The organism is Rhizorhapis sp. SPR117, assembly GCF_021742065.1.
The window spans coordinates 169,110-190,373 of sequence record NZ_JAKKIE010000001.1; the positions used below are offsets into that span (position 1 = coordinate 169,110).

Here is a 21,264-nt window from a genome sequence, read left to right on the forward strand (position 1 = left end):
TCACGCATCCCGGATCGTTCCGCGTACCCTTCTTTGCAGCGCTTCGCTTGTTGCGGTCCTTGCCACGGGAATTCCCATGTCCGCTCACGCAGAGGAGCGTCACTGGGATGCCAACGGCACCGGTGTCGGGACCGGCGGGACTGGGACCTGGGACCTCGGCAATCTCAACTGGAGCCCCAGTGGCGATGGCGTCAGCGGCCCTTATGTTGCCCCTTGGGACAATAGTGCGCTTGACGACGGGGTTTTCGGGGGCACCGCCGGGACCGTCACCCTGGCCTCGCCGATCACGGCCCATAACCTGACCTTCAACACGAACGGCTATATACTCACCGGAAACACGCTGACTCTCGGCGGAACCGCGCCGACAATCTCCGTCGCCACCGGAACGACCCGGATCAACTCGATCGTCGCCGGCACGTCCGGTCTCACCAAGATGGGCGGCGGGACGCTACAACTCTATGGCACAAATACATTCAGCGGCAGCATCTCTCTTCTCGGCGGTTCTCTCTACGCAGCAACGGATGCAGGCCTTGGTGCGGCGACGAACACCGTCACGACAGCGGCGGGCTCCAGCGTCACACTCCGGATAGATGGCGCCGGAACGGCGCGATCCATCGCGATCGGAGACGGCGGAACCCTGACCGTGTCCGGCGCCGGCATCGGCTCGGCGCTGATCAGCGGCAACGGCAGGGTGAGCGTCGCCCCCTCCAACAACGCGGCCAGCATTGTTCGCCTGTCGAACGATGCCAACAGCTATACTGGCGCAACGATCTTCAGTGGATGCAATGGTGTCTGCCTCGCCTATTTCTCCTCGATCGCCGATCTCGGCGTGGCAAGTTCGCTGGGGGCGCCGACCACGGTTGCCGACGGCACGATCGTCTTCAACCAGCAGAGCCAGTATTCCGACAGCATCATCTATATCGGCGATGGCGACATCTCGAACCGCAACTGGGATATCAACGGAAACGGTGCGAACATTCGCAACGAAGGCTCCGGCGCCCTGACGCTCACCGGAGATATCGACATCTCCGCAAACGGAAGTTTCTTTGCCACTTCAGCCGATATCAACCTTCTGGGCACTCTGAGCGGCGGCAGTTTCGTTTTCAACGTAACCAATGGCCAGACGGTTACTTTGGGGGACGCGAACAGCTTCACTGGAACGGCCTCGATCGGTGGGTTAGTGAAAGTCTCGACGCTGGCCGATATCGGCAGCGTCAGCTCACTAGGCGCCGGCACCAATATCAACATGAACGCCGGAACGGTGAGTTACACCGGCACGGGATCGGCCAGCAATCGGACATGGACGGCAAACGCCGCCAGCAATATCCTGAATGATGGAACTGGCGCTCTCGACCTGAGCGGTGATCTGACCTTTAATCCGGGCAACCCCAATCCCGATAATCTGACCCTTGGCGGCAGTTTTTCGGGCGTCAACAGCTTTTCGGGCATCATCTCCGGCAACGGCAATCTGATCAGCGCCGGTTCGGGAACCTGGCTGCTGAGCGGCGCGAATACGCATACAGGCATGGCCACCGTCAACAGCGGTACCTTGCGTGCCGGCCATGCCTCCGCCTTCGGGAATGCGACCGGCTTCACGATCAATGGCGGCACGCTCGACCTCAACAGCATCGACCTGACGGCTCCCATGATCGGCGGGACAGGCGGGACGATTGCGCTGGGCAGCGCGACGCTGACCGTCAAGGCGGCCACGGCGCAAAGCTACGCCGGCGGCATCACCGGAACCGGCGGCCTGACCAAAAGCGGCGCGGGCACGCTCACCCTGACCGGCGCCAACAGCTATAGCGGCGCCACGACGATCAATGGCGGCAAGCTGACACTCGACTTCGCGGGAGCCGGCGCGCCGGACAACAATATCATCTCTGCTTCCTCGCCGCTGCTTTTGTCGGGCGGCAGCATCGAGGTGCGGGGCGCCAATGGCGAAACCAACGGCCAGAGCTTCAATGGACTGACGGTCAGCGCCGGCAGCAATACGCTTCGAGCGACCAGCGGCACGGGCGGCGCCGTCAATGTCAGTCTTGGGGCGATCAGCCGCACCGGCGGTCTCGTCAATTTCGTGCTGCCGGATGCCGGCGCCATCACGACGAGCAATGCCGACGGGGCGCTCGGCGGCTGGGCGACCATCAACGGGTCGGACTATGCCAAGGTTCTGGCCGGGGGTGTCATCGCTTTCGATGACACAGACTATACCAGCAAGGACAATGCCGCCACCTGGCTGACCGGCGAGATCATCAGCGATACCGATGGTCTGCCCGATACCGCATACTTCGGCACAGTCAGCGGCGATGTATCTCTGGGCGGCCTGCGCTACACGGCCAACGCCGCTTCCACCGTCACGATCGGAGGGGGCAATACGTTAGGCGTCGATGGCACCATCATCGTCGCACCGAGCGTTGGCGCGGCGAACCAGACGATCGCCGGCGGTTCGCTGACGGGCGGTGCTGGGGGTGGAACCCTGGGCGTCCAGCAGAATGGCGCCGGGTTCTTCACGATCGGTTCGACGATCACCGACAATATGGGCGCGACATCCTTCGCAAAGGGGGGCACGGGCACGGTCGTGCTGACGGGCGCCAACAGCTACACCGGTTCGACGACGGTGACCCAGGGCACCCTGCGGACGAACAATATCGGCAACGGCGGCGTCGCCAGTGGCATCGGGGCCTCCTCGTCCGATGCGTCCAACCTCGTGCTTGAAGCGGGAACCCTGCAGTATGCCGGGGCGACCACCACTACGGACCGTGGCTTCACGCTGGTCAACGGCGGGGCCACGCGAACGATTGACATTGCCGGTGGTACGAATCTGACCTTCACGGGCGAAGTAACCAGCCCAGACGATGCCGGCTTCACCAAGTTGAACTCTGGCACCCTGACCCTGGCAAACGCTGCGAACACTTACAGTGGCGTCACGACGGTTAACGGTGGCACGCTGGCTGTAACCACGCTGGCCAACGGTGGCCTCGCGAGCAGCATTGGCATGGCAAGCAGCGATCCGGCCAATATCGTGCTGGCCGGGGGGACGCTCGACTATCTTGGCGGTACCACCAGCAGTGACCGTGGGATTACGATTGGCGCCGGACACGGACGCATTGGTGTAAGTGACGCGGGCTCTGTACTTACCTTGACGGGAACGATCACAAGCTCAGGCTCAGGTGGTCTGCGCAAGGAGGGGTCAGGCACTCTGGTCCTGTCCGGGACCAACAGTTATGCCGGCGGTACGATTGTAAATGCGGGCACGTTGCGCGCCGGGGCGACCAATGTCTTCGGCGGCGGCGCGATGGAGGTCGCAGCAGGGGCGCTGCTCGATCTCAATAATTTCAACAATGCCGTGAGCACGTTGCAGGGGGCGGGCGACATCGCCCTCGGCTCCGGCACACTTACGGTCAACAGTGTCGGTGTCTTTACCGGCAGGATCAGCGGCACCGGCGGCCTCACGCGTGCAGGCGCCTCCGTGTTCACCCTCAGCGGTTGCAACAACAGCTATACCGGCGCGACCACCATCACCAACGGAACCGCGCTGTCCGTCGATTGCCTGGCCAATGGCGGCCAACTGAGCAGCATCGGCGCGTCGACCAGTAATCCGGACAGCCTGGTGTTCAGCAACGGCATCCTCATTTACACCGGTGGTTCGGTGACGACGGATCGCGGTTTCACGCTGGCAAGCAGCGTCGGCGCCATTCGCGTGGACACCGACACGACCGTGCTGGAGTTCGCAGGCGAGATAATTGGCGTCGGCCAGTTGCGCAAGGATGGCCCCGGCACGCTTATCCTTTCCGGCGTGAACAACGGCACCAACAGCACGCGCATCACAGGCGGCATATTGCGGGCCGGATCGGCGACTGCGATCGGCAGCGGACCACTCACGCTCGACAATATAGCGGGCGTTCTGCTGGACCTCGATGGTTATGACAATGATGTCGCCTTTTTCACCGGCGGCGGTGCCAATGGCGGGACGATTGATCTTGGCGGCGCAACGCTGACGATCAACGCGGGCAGCAGTCTTGCCAGCGCCAATTATGCCGGCGTGATCACTGGCAGTGGAAACCTCGTCAAGAATGGCGCCAGCACCAACATTCAGCAGCTTTCCGGCTGCGGCAACAGCTATGACGGCGCCACTGTCATAAATGGCGGCACCCTTGCCGTCGCCTGTCTGGGTGACGGCGGCGCCGCCAGCTCGATCGGCTCTTCCTCCGCGGATGCGGGCAACCTCGTGCTGAACGGCGGCACGCTGCGATATCTCGGCGCGGGCGACAGCACGAACCGACGCTTTACGCTCGGGTCTTCCGCCACGAGCAAGCTGGAAGCATCCGGCACCGGCGCGATCATCTTTGCGGATATGGCAGCGCTGACATTCTCAAGTCCCAACACCGCACAAACCCTGACGCTTGGCGGCACCAATAGCGACAACAATATTCTGGCCCCGCAGATTACGAATAACGGCACAGGCATTACGCGCCTGACCAAGACCGACGCTGGCACCTGGATCCTCACCAATCCGAACAGCAGCTACACGGGCATCACCACGATCAGCGGCGGTGTGCTCGGGGTCGACAAGCTGTCCGACGGCGGCGTGGCGAGCAGCATCGGCGCCTCGTCTTCGGCGGCCGCGAACCTCGTCATCGGCAATGGCTCGACGCTCCGCTATACGGGCAGTGGCGACACCACCAACCGCCTGTTCACCCTCTCGTCCGGTGTGACATACATCGAGTCCTCGGGCACTGGCGCGATCGTGTTCACGGACACGGGTCCGGTTACGCTCGCCAACACCAATCAGGCGCGCACCATCGCGCTTGGCGGCACCAACACGGGTAACAACACGCTTGCCGGTTCCATCGGCAATGCGGGCACCGGCATCTCGACGCTGGCGAAGAACGACAGCGGCACATGGGTGCTGACCGGCAATCACAGCTATACCGGATCGACCAATGTCAATGGCGGCATGTTGTTCATCGGCGGCGGCGGCACGACCGGGTCGGTGGCGAGCGGCACGGTCAACAATTTCGGCACGCTGGGTTTCGATCGCAGCGATGCACTGACCTATGCTGGTGCCATCGTCGGTACAGGGTCCGTCCTCCAACAGGGAGCCGGCACGACCATCCTCACCGGTACGAGCAGCTATTCGGGCGGTACTACGATCAGCGCCGGCACGCTCCAGCTCGGTAATGGCGGCGCGAGCGGCAGCATTATCGGCGATGTCGTAAACGACGGCACGCTCACATTTAGTCGCAGCAACAGCTATGCATTTGATGGAATCATTTCCGGCAATGGCATCGTCTCCCAGATCGGCACGGGCACGACGGTTCTGACCGGCATCAACAGCTACACCGGCGGCACGCTGATTGACGCGGGCACGCTTCAGATTTCCGCCGATGCCAACCTTGGCGCGGCATCCGGTGATGTGACGTTCGACGGCGGCACGCTGCACACCACCGCCAGTCTCGTGAGCGGTCGCGACATGGCGCTGACAGGCGCGGGAACCATCCTCACCGATGCGGGCACGACCTTCAATCTCTCTGGCTTGATCTCGGGCGCAGGCGCGTTCACCAAATCGGGCGCGGGCACGCTGGTTCTGACAGCGGACAACACTTATACCGGCAGCACAACGATCAGCGCCGGGACGCTCCAGCTCGGTGACGGCGGCGCCAGCGGCTGGATCGAGGGCGATGTCGCGAACAACGGCACGCTGATCTTCGACCGATCCGACAACAAGACGTTCGCGGGTCTGGTCTCCGGCTCAGGCGGCCTGATCCAGAACGGGTCCGGCATCATCACGCTGACCGCCGACAACAGCTATGGCGGCGCGACCGTGCTGAACGCGGGCACGCTGCGAATCAACGGTGACCAGTCGGCTGCGACCGGCCTCACAACCGTGCACAATGGCGCGACGCTGGGCGGTTCCGGCATCGTCGGCGGCAGCGTTCTGGTGGACAATGGCGGCACGCTGGCGCCGGGCAACAGCCCCGGCACACTGACGATCGCCGGCAACCTTTCACTGTCCTCAGCCTCCATTCTGGATTTCGAGTTTGGCGAGGCTAATGTCGTTGGCGGCCCGCTCAACGATCTGATCGAGGTCGGCGGCAATCTCGTGCTTGATGGCACCATCAATGTCACGGTGCCGACGGGCGGCAGCTTCGGCGGCGGCATCTACCGCGTGTTCAACTATGGCGGCACGCTCACCGACAATGGTCTCGATCTCGGCGCGATGCCGGCCGGCAGCAGCGTCGCGGTCCAGACCTCCGTGGCGGGGCAGGTCAACCTCGTCAATGCCACGGGCCTGGAACTGAGTTTCTGGGACGGCGGCGTGGGCCCGAAGATCAATGGCGTCGTCGATGGCGGCGCTGGCACCTGGCATCTTGGCGGCACCGACAACAACTGGACGGATGCGGACGGCGGCATCAATGCCGCCTATGCCGATGGCAGCTTCGCCATATTCGCAGGTGCCGGCGATATCGTCACTGTGGACAATGGCGATGGTGCGGTCACGGCGTCGGGGATGCAGTTTGCAAGTGACGGCTACACGATCACCGGCGACGCGCTGACCCTCACCGATCCGCAATCGGTGATCCGCGTCGGTGACGGCACTGCGGCGGGCGCGGGCTTTACCACGATCATCTCTGCGGAACTCACCGGAACCGCGCAGCTCGCGAAGACCGATCTCGGCACGCTCGTCCTCACCGGCACGAACAGCTATGCGGGTGGGACGCTGATCGAGGCCGGCACACTGCAGATCGGCGATGGCGGCGCCACCGGCAGCATCTTCGGCGATGTCGACAATGATGGCACGCTGGCGTTCAACCGCTCCGATGACGTGACCTTTGCCGGTGTCGTCTCGGGCGGCGGCGATCTGGTGAAGCAAGGAGGCGGCGTCCTCACGCTTACGGGCGCGAACAGCTATGCGGGCGGTACGACGATCGATGCGGGCACGCTGCGCATTTCCAGCGACGCCAATCTCGGCGCCGCCACCGGCGGGATCACCTTCAACGGCGGCACGCTGAACACCACCGCCGATATCACCAGCAGCCGCGATGTGGTGCTGGCGGGCGGCGGCACGTTCCAGACCGGCGCGACCACGACCTTCACGCTGGGCGGCACGATTTCCGGCGCGGGCAGTCTGACCAAGACGGATCTCGGCCTGCTGATCCTGACCGGCACCAACGATTATACCGGCGGGACGACGATCACATCGGGCAGGCTGCAACTCGGCGATGGCGGCACGACCGGCTCGATCACCGGTGATGTCACGAACAACGCCACGCTGATCTTCAATCGCTCGAACGCCATGACCTTTGCCGGTGCGATCACGGGTACGGGCGTCGTCGAGCAGGTCGGCAGTGGCACCACGACCCTGACCGGCACGAGCGGCTATACCGGCCAGACCCGCGTCAACAACGGCGAATTGCGGGTCGAGGGCAGCGGGAAGATCATCGGCACGAGCACCTTCCGCATCGCCGATGTCGCGGCGCAATCGGCAACGATGACGGTGACCGGCCCGGACGCGGAAGTGGTCTCGACAGGCACCAGCATCGTCGGTGTCAGCGGCACCGGCATCCTGAACATCGAGAATGGCGGAAGTGTCCTGAGCGCCGCCCTCGGGCTCGGAACCAGCGTGAACGGCAACGGAACGGTCAACGTCCGCGGCGCTGGTTCCAGCCTCGGCACCACCGATACCGCACAAATATTGACGATCGGCGTCGTCGGAACAGGCACGCTGAACGTTCTTGATGGCGGCACGGTTCAGGCCGCAAGTTCGGCACGGATCGGCACCTTGGGTTCAGCCCAGGGCACCGTGACCGTCTCGGGCGTTGGATCGCGGTTGGAAACGGCAACCGGGCTCACGCTCGCATATGGCGCTTCGACGACGGGCGTGCTGACCATCGCGGACGACGGCGAGGTCGTGATCGGCAGCGGCACGCTGACGATGGGGCCGGGCAATTCGACGCTCAACATCGGCGGGGCCGAAGGTGAGGCCGCGACCGGAGCGGGCACGCTGGCCGCCGCCAATGTCGTGACCAGCGCGAATGGCCGCATCAATTTCAACCACACCGATGCCGCCTATACCTTCGCGTCGCTGATCTCGGGCGCGGGCGTTGTGAACCAGAACGGCCCTGGCACGACGATCCTGACCGGTGTGAACAGCTACACCGGTGGCACGACGATCAACGCGGGCACACTGCAGATTTCGGCGGACGCGAACCTCGGTGATGCCGCGGGGACACTGACGTTCGATGGTGGCAGGTTGCAAACCACCGCTGATCTCGCGAGCAGCCGTACTGTGGCGCTGGCGGGTGCGGGTACTATCCTGACCGATGCGGCGACCACATTCGACCTCAGCGGCCTTATCTCGGGCGCGGGCGCGCTGACCAAGGCGGGCACTGGCACGCTGATCCTGACCGCTGACAATGACTATACGGGCGGCACGACAATCACGGACGGCGTGCTGCAACTGGGCGACGGCGGAACCAGCGGTTCGATCCTCGGCGACGTCACGAACGACGGCACGCTGGTGTTCGACCGGTCCGACGACGTGAACTTCGCGGGGCTGATCTCGGGCAGCGGCGATCTGGTGAAGCAGGGTGCGGGCATCCTCACCCTGACGGCCGACAATGCCTACATTGGCGGCACAACCATTACGGCGGGCACGCTCCAACTCGGTAATGGCGGCACCAGTGGCTGGATCCTCGGCGATGTAGCGAACGACGGTATTCTGGCCTTCAACCGGTCCGATGACATGGCCTTTGCCGGCCTGATTTCCGGCACCGGTGGTGTCGAGCAGAATGGTTCGGGTATCGTCACGCTGACCGGCGCGAACAGCTATGCCGGCGCGACCGATGTGAATGCGGGCACCTTGCTGGTAAACGGCGACCAGTCGCTGGCGACGGGTCTCACCAGCGTGGCTTCCGGTGCGGTGCTGGGCGGCGCGGGCATCGGCGGCGGCGATGTCAATGTCGCAGCCGGGGGCAGCATCAATCCCGGCCTTGCGGATGCAACCCCGGGCGTTCTCACGATCAACGGCGGTTTGTCGCTCGCCGGTGGCGCCACGCTCAATTTCGATTTCGGCCAGGCCAACACCGTGGGCGGCGCGTTCAACGATCTGATCGCCGTCGGCGGCGATCTGGTGCTTGGCGGCACGCTCAATGTTGATACGAGCGCGGGCGGCACCTTCGGGCCCGGCATCTACCGTGTCATCAACTATGACGGGACGCTCAGCGGGCCCGGCCTAGCCATTGGCAGCATTCCGAGCGGTACGGACTTCTATGTGCAAACCTCGGTCGCCAATCAGGTCAACCTGATCAACACGAGCGGCCTTGCGCTTCGCTTCTGGGACGGCGCGGCAGGTGCTCGCAACGACGGCGTTATCACCGGCGGCGACGGCATCTGGCAAAATGTTACAGGCAATGACAACTGGACGCTCGACGATGGCTTGATCAACGCGCCGTTCCTCGACAGCGCCTTTGCCGTCTTCCAGGGTATGGGTGGCACGGTCACGGTCGATGATAGCCTGGGCGCCATCAATGTCGCCGGGATGCAGTTCGCGGTGGATGGCTATACGGTCGAGGGCGGCCGGATCGATCTGGCCGGGCCGCAGGCGATCATCCGCGTGGGCGACGGCACCATTGCGGGAACGGGCTATACGGCCACCATATCGTCGGAACTGGCCGGTTCGGCGCAGCTTGCCAAGACCGATGCGGGCACGCTGATCCTGACGGGGACGAACAACTACACGGGCGGCACGGCGTTGGGCGGCGGCGTGCTGCAGATCGCGGCGGACGCCAATCTGGGCGATGCGGCAGGCGGCCTCGATTTCGACGGCGGCACGCTGCAAACCACGGCCGACATCCTCTCTGGCCGCGACGTCACGCTGACCGGCGCAGGCATGATCCTGACCGACGCGGGCACCGCCCTCGCACTGTCCGGCGCCCTCTCGGGTGCAGGCAGCCTCGGCAAGAGCGGTAGCGGTACGCTGGTGCTGTCGGGCACAGGCGGCAACAGCGGCGGCATGAACATCGGCGCGGGCACAGTGTTCGTAAACGGCGATTATGCAGCCTCGACCGGACTCACCGATGTTGCTTCGGGTGCATCGCTCGGCGGCACGGGAATCCTTGGAGGCAATGTCTCGATTGCTGACGGCGGCACGCTGACGCCGGGGGCGGGCGCAGTGGGCACGCTCACCATCGGCGGCAATCTGACGCTCGCCTCGGGGAGCCTGCTCGAGTTCGAGTTCGGTGAAGCCAATGTGGCAGGGGGGGCACTGAACGATCTCGTCGAGGTCGGCGGCGACCTCGTGCTCGACGGCAGCATCAATGTGACCGTCCCGACGGGTGGCAGCTTCGACGCCGGTATCTACCGTGTCTTCAACTACGGCGGCGCGCTGACTGATAATGGTCTCGATATTGGCCTGATGCCCGCGGGCGGCGACGTCTCGGTCCAGACCTCAATCGAGGGCCAGGTCAATCTCGTGAACAGCGCCGGGCTCACCCTCAATTTCTGGGATGGCGCGGCCGGTCCCCGGAACAACAGCGTCGTCAACGGCGGCGATGGCCTCTGGCAGGACAGCACCGGAAACGACAACTGGACCGACGCGACGGGCACCGTGAACGCACCCTATACCAATGGCGCCTTCGCGATCTTTGCCGGAACCTCGGGTATAGTCGATGTGGACAACAGCCTGGGTGCCGTCATGGCTTCGGGCATGCAGTTCGCGACCGATGGCTACACGATCACAGGCGACAGCCTGACGCTCGTGGGACCGGCATCGGTGATCCGCGTCGGCGACGCCAGCATGGCCGGAGCCGGCTATACCGCTACGATCACAGCGGAACTGACCGGCGGCAGCCAGCTTGTGAAGACAGATGCGGGCACGCTCGTGCTGTCTGGCGCGAACAGCTACACCGGCGGGACCGCCATCAACGGCGGCACCCTCACCATCGCCAGCGATGCAAACCTTGGCGACATCGGCGGCGGTCTCAGCTTCGATGGCGGCACGCTTCATACGACCGCAGGCATGGCCTCGGGCCGCGCCGTCGATCTTATCGGGGCAGGCGCCATCAGGGCCGATGGCGGCACCATGCTCACCCTGAACGGCCTCGTTACAGGTGCAGGCAGTTTCGCCAAATCCGGCGCGGGTACGCTCGTGCTCACCGCTGACAATAGCTATACCGGAGCCACGGCAGTCGATGCCGGCACCCTCTTCGTCAATGGAGACCAATCGGCCGCAACCGGGCTTGCCAGCGTGGCCTCGGGCGCGATGCTGGGCGGTAACGGGACAATTGGCGGCAACGTTATCCTTGCCGATGGCGCCACACTGGCGCCGGGCGCGGGTGCAGTGGGCACGCTCACCATCGGCGGCAATCTCACGCTGGCCTCAGGCAGCCTGCTCGATTTCGAGTTCGGACAGGCCAATGCCGTTGGCGGCGCGCTCAATGATCTGGTTGAGGTGGGCGGCAATCTCACCCTCGACGGCACGATCAATGTCGCGGTTCCGGCTGGCGGCGCGTTCGATGCAGGCATCTACCGGGTGTTCAACTATGGCGGCATGCTGATCGACAATGGCCTTGCTCTCGGTACGATGCCGGTCGGCAGCAACACCATCGTCCAGACCTCGGTCGCGGGTCAGGTCAATCTCGTCAACAGCGCCGGGCTTACGCTCAATTTCTGGGATGGCACGGCGGGTATCCGGAACAACGGCGCCATTGAGGGCGGTGATGGCCTCTGGCAGAACAGCGCCGGCGACGACAATTGGACCGAAGCCACCGGCGCGGTGAACGCGGCCTATGCCGACGGCACCTTTGCCATATTCAGCGGCACCGGCGGGAATGTCACCGTGGACAACAGCCTTGGGGGAGTCACCGCCGCGGGCATGCAGTTCGCGGTCGATGGCTATGTGATCGGCGGGGACGACCTGACCCTGGCCGGCGCCCGGAGCATCGTGCGTGTCGGTGACGGCACGGCGGCGGGCGCCGACATGACCGCGGCCATCGCCGCGGCACTGACCGGCGGCGTGCAGCTCGTGAAGACCGATGCGGGCACGCTCGTGCTGTCCGGTGCGAACAGCTACACCGGCGGCACGGCTATCGAAGGCGGCACGCTTGCCGTCTCTGCCGACACGAACCTTGGCGACGTGGCAGGCAATGTTATGCTTGACGGCGGCACGCTGCGCACCACCGCCGATCTGGCCAGCGGCCGCTTCATTGCGTTCACGGGCGATGGCACGATCCTGACTGACGAGGACACGACCTTCACCCTGAACGGCGCGCTCTCCGGTACCGGCCTGCTCACCAAGGCCGGCGCGGGCACGCTGGTCCTCACCGGAAACAATGACGGTTATGCCGCCGGCGGCCTTGTCGCGGGCGGCACCTTCGCGGTCGACGGCAGGTTCGGCGGTATCGCCGATGTGGCGAGCGGTGGCCGGCTCGAGGGCAATGGCTCGGTCGCAGGTATCGTGAATGCCGGTGTCGTTGCGCCAGGCCGCGGCATCGGCACGCTGACAGTTGCCGGAGACTATGTGGGCGCCGGCGGCACGCTCGAGATCGAGACTGTGCTCGGCGGCGACAGTTCGGCGACCGACCGGCTGGTCATAGGCGGCGGTACCTCCGGCACGACGCTGGTGACGGTGATCAATCGTGACGGGCTTGGCGGCCAGACCGCCGAAGGCATCAAGATCATCGACATCGCCGGTGCCTCGAACGGCAGCTTCGCCCTCAATGGCGACTATGTGTTCCAGGGCGAGCAGGCCGTCATCGCCGGCGCCTACGGTTATCGGCTCTACAAGAACGGTGTTGCCGATCCGCAGGACGGCGACTGGTACCTCCGGTCATCACTGCTCAACGCCCCGGAAGAACCGGGTGAGCCCGATACCACGCAACCGCTCTATCAGCCCGGTGTTCCGGTCTATGAAGGGTACACGCAGACCCTTCAGGCCCTCAACGGCCTGCCCACGCTCCAGCAGCGTGTCGGCAACCGCTCCTGGGCCAAGGTCGCGATGCCGTCCGACATGGGCATCTGGGGCAGGATAGATGCATCGCGCCACCGTCCGAAAGCGCTGTTCTCAACCAGTGGCACCGACCAGAACATTGACAGTTGGCAGATGCAGATGGGCCTCGACGCCGTCCTCAGCCAGCGCGATGACGGGGCGACGCTGATCGGTGGGCTCACGGCCCACTACGGCAAGGCCGACGCCGGCATCACCTCGATCTTCGGCAACGGCAAGATCGACACGCAGGGCTATGGCCTGGGCGCAACGCTCACATGGTATGGGCCGGAAGGCTTTTATGCCGACGCCCAGGCGAAGGTCAGCTGGTTCGACAGCGATCTCACCTCCGGCACGTTGGGCGCGCTGATCAAAGGTAATGATGGCAAGGGCGAGGCGTTCAGCTTCGAGTCCGGTAAGCGTTCGCCCATCGGCAACAAGCTGACGCTGACACCGCAGATCCAGATGACCTACGCGCATGTCGGCTTTGATCGCTTTGTCGATCCGGCAGGAGCGGAAATCTCCACGGCACGAGGCGACAGCCTCAAGACCCGCTGGGGCCTGTCGATCGATCACCAGAACAACTGGGATAGCGCGGGCGAAACCCGGCGCAGCCATGTCTACGGCCTCGTCAATCTCAGCTACGAGTGGCTGGACGGCGCCCAGGTGGACGTTTCGGGCACGCCGGTCGCAAGCCGCAACAGGCGCCTGTGGGGCGAACTGGGCATTGGTGGCAGCTATAGCTGGGGCAATGGGAAATACATGCTCTACACCGAAATTTCCGGTGACACGCCGATCGCTGACTTCGGTGAAGGCTATAGCCTCAAGGGCACCGCGGGCTTCCGGGTCCGGTTCTGATCCGAACCCGGAAACCCGAACATATCAGGAGGCAACATGACAACCGGTTCGACCAAAACCGCAGGGACTTCCGCGCTGCCGCTTTTCTATCGTGAACCCGCAGTCCTTCACTCGGAAGCGCACGCGGGCTGGCGGCTCAAGGAAGGCGATACGGCGTTTGCCGCCGGCACGCCCTATGTCCCGATCGTGTTGGGTGAGTTCGGTGAGGCGGGGTGCTGCTATCCGGTGGTTTTTGCCGGCGATACATTTTTGCCCGTCGTTGTCCTCGGGCTTGCCGATGGTGAAAACCTCTTCGTCGAGGAACGTGCATGGGCCAATGGGCACTATGTTCCGGCTTATGTGCGGCGCTACCCGTTCGGCTTCGTTGCGATACCCGGATCGGATCGCTTTGCGCTTGCCCTCGATACGGCGTCCGAACGTCTCGTCCGCGAAGGCGATGACGGAATGCCGTTGTTCGAAAAGGGCGAGCCCGGCCCCCTTACGCGCCAGGCCCTGCAATTCTGCGAAGCCTATCAGGCGGAATTCCAGAATACGAAGGCTTTTGCGGACGCCCTTCAGGAACAAGGCCTTCTGGTCGAAAAACGGGCAGATGCTACACTCCCGGATGGGCGGCGATATGCCCTAGATGGCTTCCGAATTGTTGATACCGATCGCTTGAGGGATTTGGACGAGGCCACGGTTGTCGACTGGCACCGCAAAGGCTGGCTGTCGCTCATCAACCTGCACCTCGCTTCGCTCGGCAGACTGACGACGCTCATGGAACGACAGGCTTCTCGTAAGCCACCACTTTAGCCAAAGCTGAAGGTCAAACAAAATGGTCACAAGCCGGGCGGGATCGGGCGATCGGCATCGGCGGCCGCCTCGCTGCTCTACCCCTCTCCTGCTTCTGAGGATGAAGTCGCCATACGCGCCGCCATGCGGGCACTCACCCCGCCGCCGCCAGTTCGGGCGTTGCCTGTGCGGGCGGCACCCGGCGTTTGCGGTACCAGGCGCCCCAGAGTGTCAGATCCGAGCGAAAGGCACGCCGCGAATTGGCCGACCAGCCCCGCAACGCGGCATCGAGGAGACTTTCGTCGATCGACACGGTCGATCCGACCAAAGCCCGCACGTCACCAATCAGGTCCACGGTATCGCTCGCAAGCGCCGCCCAGCTGCCTCGCAAGGTCGATATCGGCGTCATGCGTTCATCTGGCTGCTCCCGTATTCTGTGTTCGAACCCTCATTTATAATTTCATTTGGACGGCACTATAATTTCAGATAGACGCTAATTTTCTTTCATCGAGTCGTTGGTTCTGTTTCGGTTAGACATGCTACCCCGCCATTCCACCCAGCGCATCCAGGAAGCCCTGCAGGATACGAGAGTTGTTTTGCTTGCCGGCCCCCGCCAGGCAGGCAAAACTACGCTCGCCCGCTCGCTCTCCGAAAAAGGCCGCACCTATCTGACGCTCGATGACGCCACAACCCTGTCGGCTGCCCGAGCTGACCCGGCAGGACTCGTGCGCGATCTCGACCAGGCCATCATTGATGAGGTTCAGCGGGCACCCGATCTCCTCCTGGCGATCAAGGAGAGCGTCGATCGGGATTCCCGGCCCGGGCGCTTCCTGCTCACCGGATCCGCAAATCTGATGACGCTACCCCGCATAGCGGACTCGCTCGCCGGGAGGATGGAGATTATCCGTCTGCTACCCCTTGCCCAATCAGAGATCCTCTCGCAGCCTCCGCCGCGCTTCCTGGCTTCGCTGTTCGCGAGCCGGACGCCGGCTCCCGGAACGCCGCGGATCGGCACCGACCTCGTCGACCTCGTCCTTGCTGGCGGCTATCCGGAAGCCATTGGCCGCAAAAGCTGGCCCCGCCGCCAGGATTGGTACGAGAACTACGTCGATGCCATCGTCGAACGCGATGTCCGCGACGTCGCCAATATCGACCAGATTGATCGTATGCCCCGTCTATTGCGCGCCCTGGCCGCCCATTCCGGGCAGCTGATCAACCACGCAGGCGTTGGTGCGAGCCTTGGCCTCAATCACGTCACAACACAAAAATATACAGCGATCTTCGAACAACTCTTCCTCGTGCGTAGCTTGCCCCCTTGGCACAACAATGCGCTCAAACGGCTGACGAAAAAACCCAAGCTACATTTTCTCGACTCAGGCCTACTTGCCGCGCTGCGAGGCATCACGCCCGAGAAACTTGCGACCGACCGCTCGCATTTCGGCGCCGTACTGGAAACCTTCGTCTATTCGGAAGTCCTCAAGGCGACGTACTGGTCCGACGACCGCTTCTCCTTGAGCCACTTCCGCGACAAGGAACTGGACGAGGTCGACATCGTCATCGAAAACCGAGCCGGGCAGGTTATCGGGTTAGAGGTCAAGGCCGCGGCGACGGTGCGCGCCGAGGATTTCGCCGGCTTGCGCAAGCTTGCAGCCGCCACGGGCGACAGGTTCGCCTTCGGTGCCGTGCTCTACGACCACGACCAGGCGATTGGCTTCGGAGACCGCCTCGCTGCTCTACCCCTCTCCTGCCTCTGGGGATGAAGCCGCTATCCAGCAGATGTTGACCTGAACGCGGCAGGCTATCCGGTGACACCGCGCGCGCTGGTGGCGATCGCCAGATGATAGCGCGTATAGCGCCGCTCGCCGGCCCGCTCCAAGGCGCCCAGCTCGACCAGTTCCGCCAGATCGCGCGTAGCCGTCGCCGAGGCGGCATCGGTGATCGTGCGATAGTTGTGTGCGCTGAGGCCCCCGACGAACCCGTCCGGCCCTTCGGCCATCATGCGGATCAGCGCCTTCTCCTGCCGTGCGTTGATCCTGCCACGCAGGCGATCGAGCAGGCGCGTCTTCTCGATCAGGAACCGGATGCTCTCGATCGTCCGCCCCTGCGCCTCCAGTACGAGGCCGGCAAACCAGCTCAGCCAGTCATCGATTCGGTTGCTCCGGCTGGCCCGTTGCAGCTCGGCATAATAGGCCTTCTTGTGCCGGTTGATCGTCGCGGCGAGCGCCGTCAGCGTCGGCGCCTCCAGACTCTGCGCCAGGATCTTTTCGGCAATGGCGCGCCCAAGCCGGCCATTGCCGTCCTCGAACGGATGAACCGTCTCGAACCACAGATGCGCAATCGCCGCCCGCGTGATCGCTGGCACCGGCGCACCTCCTTGCGGCGAGCTCTCGTTGAACCAGGCAATGAACCGCGCCATCTCTTCCGGCACCCGATCCGAAGGCGGCGCTTCAAAATGTACCCGAGGCGCATGCAGCGCCCCCGAAACGATCTGCATGGGATCCGCATGCGTGCGATAGGCGCCAATGTCCGCCATATCACGGCGACCGTTCATCAACATCCTGTGCCAGTCGAATAGCTTCTCGTCGATCAACGGCTGGGCATATCGCCGATAGATATCCGCCATAAGCTCTGCCGCACCCGCCTCGGCCGGATTGGATCGGCGCTTGTCGGAAACAAAGCCAAGCTGCCGTGCGATCGACGACTGCACACTGGCGCGATCCAGAACCTCACCCTCGATGGCCGAGCTATCAACCATTTCCTGCGAAATGAGCTCGATCACGATCCCTTGCCTGGCATCCCCGTCGAGATGGTGCATCGATCCGACGACGACACCGGCCCCCTTGAGGAATCGCTCCTCGGCTTCCCGCAACAGCGCCGGGTCGAAGCTGAACGCGGGCCAGTCGGAGAGTTGCCAATTCCAGAGCATGATCGATTGAGCGCCTTTCTATCGATCATGTTATCGCCCAATCGTGATTTATGAAAGGGTCACCGATGGCTCATCGGAGCGTTGCGCGGATCATGGTCAAAGGCAGTTCGGTCGGACACCCAGAACGTCTCCTTTTAGGCGTTCAGCGCCCAAAGCGGCCCTTCGTTCAGCAAGGGGCGCCGCTCTTGGTGCTGAAGCAGGCAACAGTGTCGCACAATCTCACTGCTAAGGAGCATGACTTAAGCCCCTCCTTGCATTGTATAAATTAAGCTTGGACCCTCATTTCCCTTGAGGCACAAGTTTTGCCTGGATTAGCCGGAAAATCTCAGCCTGATAGCGAGCATCAGCCAAGGCATCGTGGGTGCCGATAAGGGTTGGTGCCACTCTTTGTGCGATCCGGCTTGACCGCGTGTCCGCCCAGGAACAGCCGGTTGCGCCCATATACAGCGCCTTGATGTCGAGCGCGGTGAAGCCGAACGGGTTCCCCCCGAGGAAGCGATGGAAATAGTAATTGATGAATGACCAGTCGAAGGGAGCATTGAACCCGACGAATATGATGGTCGCGTCATCACCACCCAGATCCCGCAGCCACCGCTCAAATTTCTCCATGGCGAGACGAGGTTCCTCCCCGGTTTGCGCCAGCGTCGCCAGGGATAGCCCGGTCACTTCGAGAGCCTTGGGGTCGAATTTGTCACCGATGGGCTTGAGCTGGCAGGAAAAGGCCTCTTCCGGGGCAAAAGCCGAGCAGGCGCCAATGGACAGCAGGCTGTACTCGCCAGGGATCGGCCCGGCCGTCTCGACATCGACAGAAACGAATATCTCGCGCTTTTCGCTCATGAGATCAGCGGCTCCGTTGGCACGAGAGAGGGGCGATTGCGGATCGCGTTCCAATGTTCGCGGAAAGCACGTTTGCGATCCTCGGCGCTGCCACTCGTCTTCCAGTGCAGGCCGGAAAATGTCGTGATGTCGAATGGCAGGCTGGCCCCCTCGCGCACCATGACCATGGTCGGCAGGCAGCGCCCAAGCGCATAGCCCAGTTCGAGAAAGCAGTTGGGCCGGGCGCCGGTGATATCGGCCAGGACAATGCTGCTGCGATGCAGCTTGGCGAATATCTCCTGATCGATGCGCGCATGCTCGTAGGTTTGCCGACCATCAATCACGACCAGACGATAGCCAAGTTCGTCCTCGATCACGGGCTTGACGACCTGATCGAAGAAGGTCTGGACGTCGTTATAATCGTCAAGATCGGGATTGAGCAGCCGAACCGCGAAAGCCTTCGGCCGTTCCAGCGCCTCGAGCAGATCGATCAGCGCGGAGATGCGGTCCGGGATGGCCTGCCGGCTCGGGAAGCCGATCCGGTTGATCCAGTCATGGGCATCGCCATCATCCGCGATCTGGAACAGGCGGCGGGTCTGGCTGCTCGCCAGGCCGAAATTATAGAGTCGTATTGCGCCCTTCGTCTCGGCGCAAAGCGGTAGATTGAGCGGCACGATCGGCTTGCCCGCATCATGATAGAGGTTGGCCAGATAAAGGACGCCTTCATCACCGCCCAGGACGACGAGAACATCGCCAAAGCGCGCCTGCGCTTCCATCCGCTTGCTGTTCATATTCCATTGCGCGGCGCTCTCGATCTTCACATGTTGGGAGGAGCGCAGTTCATCCCATAGCTCGGCATGATCGTCGGGAATCTGCTCCTCGGTCTTGTGGTGCTGGACGGCGACCACAAAGGGCCCCGGCACATTGGGTGGTCTTTGTGCCAGATTATCCTTCACGGCCTTCCAGATCAGCCAGTCGAAACAGATCGGCATGCCGTCTGCTTCGCGGACAGGTTCGGCATCGACCGGAATAACGAAATTTGCGCCGCGCCTGACCAGTTCCCTGACCAGGTCGGTAATGAGTGTGCGGGCGGCTTCCACGTCGGCCGCCGATGCGACGGCGATATCCTTGGCGATGCTTCCGGAGATGTGGATGCGGCGTCCGAACAGCGGCGATCGCGCCATCACTTGTCCTCCATGATGGGCGATGCCTGAAGCGTGGTCGCAACCGAAAGCAGGTCCTCGAACCGCAGGGCGCGATCCGGATAGGCCTGGGCAAGAGCCGTTGGATAGAGCCGCGTGCGGATATCGGAATAGGTCCATGGCGGGCGCCCCTCGCGCGCCGCCGTGGCCTGGACCAGCTGGCCGATCTGCACCGCGCTGGCATCCAGGCCCGCCAGATCCATCTGGAACAGTTCACCGCGTTCTGCGTCCGATGGCCGGCGGAACTCCTCGACGATGGCCGCGCGGCGTCGGAGCGCCGCATCGAGGACCGACAAACGGTTGGTGCACAGGATGACGACGATACGCCCACCATATTGGCGAAGGTCATCGACGCCCTGGATCAGCGTGTTGACCGCGACCTTGTCTTCATGATGGCTATGGTCCTGCGAACGCGATGCGCCCAGGCTATCCCCTTCATCAATGATGAGGATGGCGCGGCGGCTCTTGCCCGCCGCCTGGACGACCTTCTGGAAAGCTTCGGTGATGAGGCTTCCCATCTCGCCGACCATGCCGCTGCCACGCACCCGGTTCGACAGCTTGAACAGCATGGAGTCGGAACTCCTGGCCTCCGCGACGAGCCGGTTTGCGATACATTCCGCCGTCGCCGTCTTGCCGGTCCCGACGTCGCCGTGAAAGATCACGAGCGGATATTGTTCGGCGACAAGATCGCACAGGACAAGCTTGCCGCCATGCTTCTCGCGGTTCCAGTCGCCCAGAGCGCCGACGTTGAGCAGAAGACGAAGCTGGTCGTGGACGCGGGTATAGCGGGCATCGAAACCCAACAGCCGCTTCTCGCGCCCGGCCAGAACATCGCTGGGCAGCGCGATTTCGCTATCGAAGATGCTCGGCTGGCTCATGCGGCCCAATCCTTGCGCTGCATGCCGTAGGCATTGCTGACATAATTGCGCCCGCCGGAGGAGCTCAGGCTGGAATGGCTGGTATCATCATAGGATGTCGTCCATCCGATCTTGAGTTTGCCGCTCGTCGCCCGGCGCGCTTCCTCGGTATAGGAGGCGGTATAGCTGATGACGATCCGCAGTGTCGCCCCCGAGAGGCGGGGCCAGAGCACGCCGCCCGGGCGACTTGTGGAGAGGCCGCCGGCATCGGTATCGACATTGAACCGGACGGCCTTCTTCTCGACGCCATATTGCAGCAGGGTGAGATCGACCCAGGCGAGATAGCCCGCCTTGGCCAGCACCTCGACGTCATGGGCATAGTCGGCGGCCTGCGCCGCCGTCCAGGCATCGGTGCTATCGGCGATCATGGCAAGATCGGCCTTCACCCGGCGCACGACATTCTCGACGTCGGTCGTCGTATAGGTGGCGGATGCCGTTCGCGTCTGGCTCATGGTCAGTCCTCCACCTTGAAGCCGGGGCCGAAGAGTTCCTTCCAGACCCCATTGTCGTTTTCCACGGACGCGAAGTTTGCCGTCTCCCAGGCCTCCTGTGCCGCGGCGACGATTTCCTTGCGTTCCGCTTCGGAGATCCGGCTGGCGACATTGTTGAGGCTGTAAACCGGATCGAGGATCACCACAGGATCGGAGAACGACCCGAAGGGTGCGGTATTTTCCGGGAAGCGGATTTCGTCCTTGAGACCCGATTGGGCGATATAGGCCCAGTCGGCCCGAAGCTGCGATTTTGGCCATGTTGAAGAACAAAGATTGAACATGGCGATCTACCAGGCTCGCT

10 protein-coding genes are annotated in these 21,264 nt (G+C 63.3%); 3 read left to right on the plus strand and 7 right to left on the minus strand.

All coding sequences use genetic code 11. The features are described 5' to 3' along the window. Positions 1–76: 76 nt before the first annotated feature. Together L3X40_RS00770 and L3X40_RS00775 are read left to right on the plus strand one after the other, a co-directional pair. Positions 77–13,840, plus strand: coding sequence for an autotransporter-associated beta strand repeat-containing protein (locus tag L3X40_RS00770; RefSeq protein WP_175485392.1), 13,764 nt, complete (start codon positions 77–79; stop codon positions 13,838–13,840). A 36-nt stretch (positions 13,841–13,876) separates the two neighbouring features. Beyond that, positions 13,877–14,632 carry a SapC family protein gene (locus L3X40_RS00775; protein ID WP_092959698.1) on the plus strand — a complete coding sequence of 252 codons (756 nt, stop codon included), beginning with the start codon at positions 13,877–13,879 and terminating at the stop codon, positions 14,630–14,632. A gap of 133 nt (positions 14,633–14,765) precedes the next feature. Here L3X40_RS00775 and L3X40_RS00780 read toward each other — a convergent pair whose 3' ends face one another. After that, positions 14,766–15,020, minus strand: a complete 255-nt coding sequence (locus tag L3X40_RS00780) for a hypothetical protein (RefSeq protein WP_237363832.1) — start codon at positions 15,018–15,020, stop codon at positions 14,766–14,768. A 106-nt stretch (positions 15,021–15,126) separates the two neighbouring features. Here L3X40_RS00780 and L3X40_RS00785 point away from each other — a divergent pair, with 106 nt between their 5' ends. Next, positions 15,127–16,371, plus strand: a complete 1,245-nt coding sequence (locus L3X40_RS00785) for an ATP-binding protein (protein WP_237363835.1) — start codon at positions 15,127–15,129, stop codon at positions 16,369–16,371. 38 nt (positions 16,372–16,409) lie between these two features. Here L3X40_RS00785 and L3X40_RS00790 read toward each other — a convergent pair whose 3' ends face one another. The 6 genes from L3X40_RS00790 to L3X40_RS00815 all read right to left on the minus strand — a co-directional run bounded on the left by L3X40_RS00790 (position 16,410) and on the right by L3X40_RS00815 (position 21,244). Further along, positions 16,410–17,537, minus strand: coding sequence for a Fic family protein (locus tag L3X40_RS00790; RefSeq protein WP_092959694.1), 1,128 nt, complete (start codon positions 17,535–17,537; stop codon positions 16,410–16,412). A gap of 279 nt (positions 17,538–17,816) precedes the next feature. Beyond that, positions 17,817–18,374, minus strand: coding sequence for a 3'-5' exonuclease (locus L3X40_RS00795; RefSeq protein ID WP_092959692.1), 558 nt, complete (start codon positions 18,372–18,374; stop codon positions 17,817–17,819). Then, positions 18,371–19,537: a hypothetical protein gene (locus L3X40_RS00800; RefSeq protein WP_092959690.1), complete on the minus strand. Its 1,167-nt coding sequence runs from the start codon at positions 19,535–19,537 to the stop codon at positions 18,371–18,373. The genes L3X40_RS00795 and L3X40_RS00800 overlap by 4 nt, the downstream gene beginning before the upstream one ends. Further along, a complete protein-coding gene (locus L3X40_RS00805; RefSeq protein ID WP_092959688.1) occupies positions 19,537–20,433 on the minus strand; it encodes an AAA family ATPase in 897 nt (298 codons plus the stop codon). Before L3X40_RS00805 ends, L3X40_RS00800 begins: the two co-directional genes overlap by 1 nt. Continuing rightward, positions 20,430–20,924, minus strand: a complete 495-nt coding sequence (locus L3X40_RS00810) for an HORMA-1 domain-containing protein (RefSeq protein ID WP_175485391.1) — start codon at positions 20,922–20,924, stop codon at positions 20,430–20,432. The genes L3X40_RS00805 and L3X40_RS00810 overlap by 4 nt, the downstream gene beginning before the upstream one ends. 2 nt (positions 20,925–20,926) lie before the next feature. Beyond that, the gene (locus tag L3X40_RS00815; protein WP_237363837.1) at positions 20,927–21,244 is read right to left on the minus strand and encodes a hypothetical protein; all 318 of its coding nucleotides are present in this window, start codon (positions 21,242–21,244) and stop codon (positions 20,927–20,929) included. Positions 21,245–21,264 lie beyond the last annotated feature (20 nt).

What these genes read in the sequence shown, in the direction of transcription:
- L3X40_RS00800 (WP_092959690.1), bottom strand. Translation starts at nt 19,537, where the DNA reads ATGGCGCGATCGCCGCTGTTCGGACGCCGCATCCACATCTCCGGAAGC.
- L3X40_RS00810 (WP_175485391.1), bottom strand. Translation starts at nt 20,924, where the DNA reads ATGAGCCAGACGCGAACGGCATCCGCCACCTATACGACGACCGACGTC.
- L3X40_RS00815 (WP_237363837.1), bottom strand. Translation starts at nt 21,244, where the DNA reads ATGTTCAATCTTTGTTCTTCAACATGGCCAAAATCGCAGCTTCGGGCC.
- L3X40_RS00790 (WP_092959694.1), bottom strand. Translation starts at nt 17,537, where the DNA reads ATGCTCTGGAATTGGCAACTCTCCGACTGGCCCGCGTTCAGCTTCGAC.
- L3X40_RS00775 (WP_092959698.1), top strand. Translation starts at nt 13,877, where the DNA reads ATGACAACCGGTTCGACCAAAACCGCAGGGACTTCCGCGCTGCCGCTT.
- L3X40_RS00780 (WP_237363832.1), bottom strand. Translation starts at nt 15,020, where the DNA reads ATGACGCCGATATCGACCTTGCGAGGCAGCTGGGCGGCGCTTGCGAGC.
- L3X40_RS00805 (WP_092959688.1), bottom strand. Translation starts at nt 20,433, where the DNA reads ATGAGCCAGCCGAGCATCTTCGATAGCGAAATCGCGCTGCCCAGCGAT.
- L3X40_RS00795 (WP_092959692.1), bottom strand. Translation starts at nt 18,374, where the DNA reads ATGAGCGAAAAGCGCGAGATATTCGTTTCTGTCGATGTCGAGACGGCC.
- L3X40_RS00770 (WP_175485392.1), top strand. Translation starts at nt 77, where the DNA reads ATGTCCGCTCACGCAGAGGAGCGTCACTGGGATGCCAACGGCACCGGT.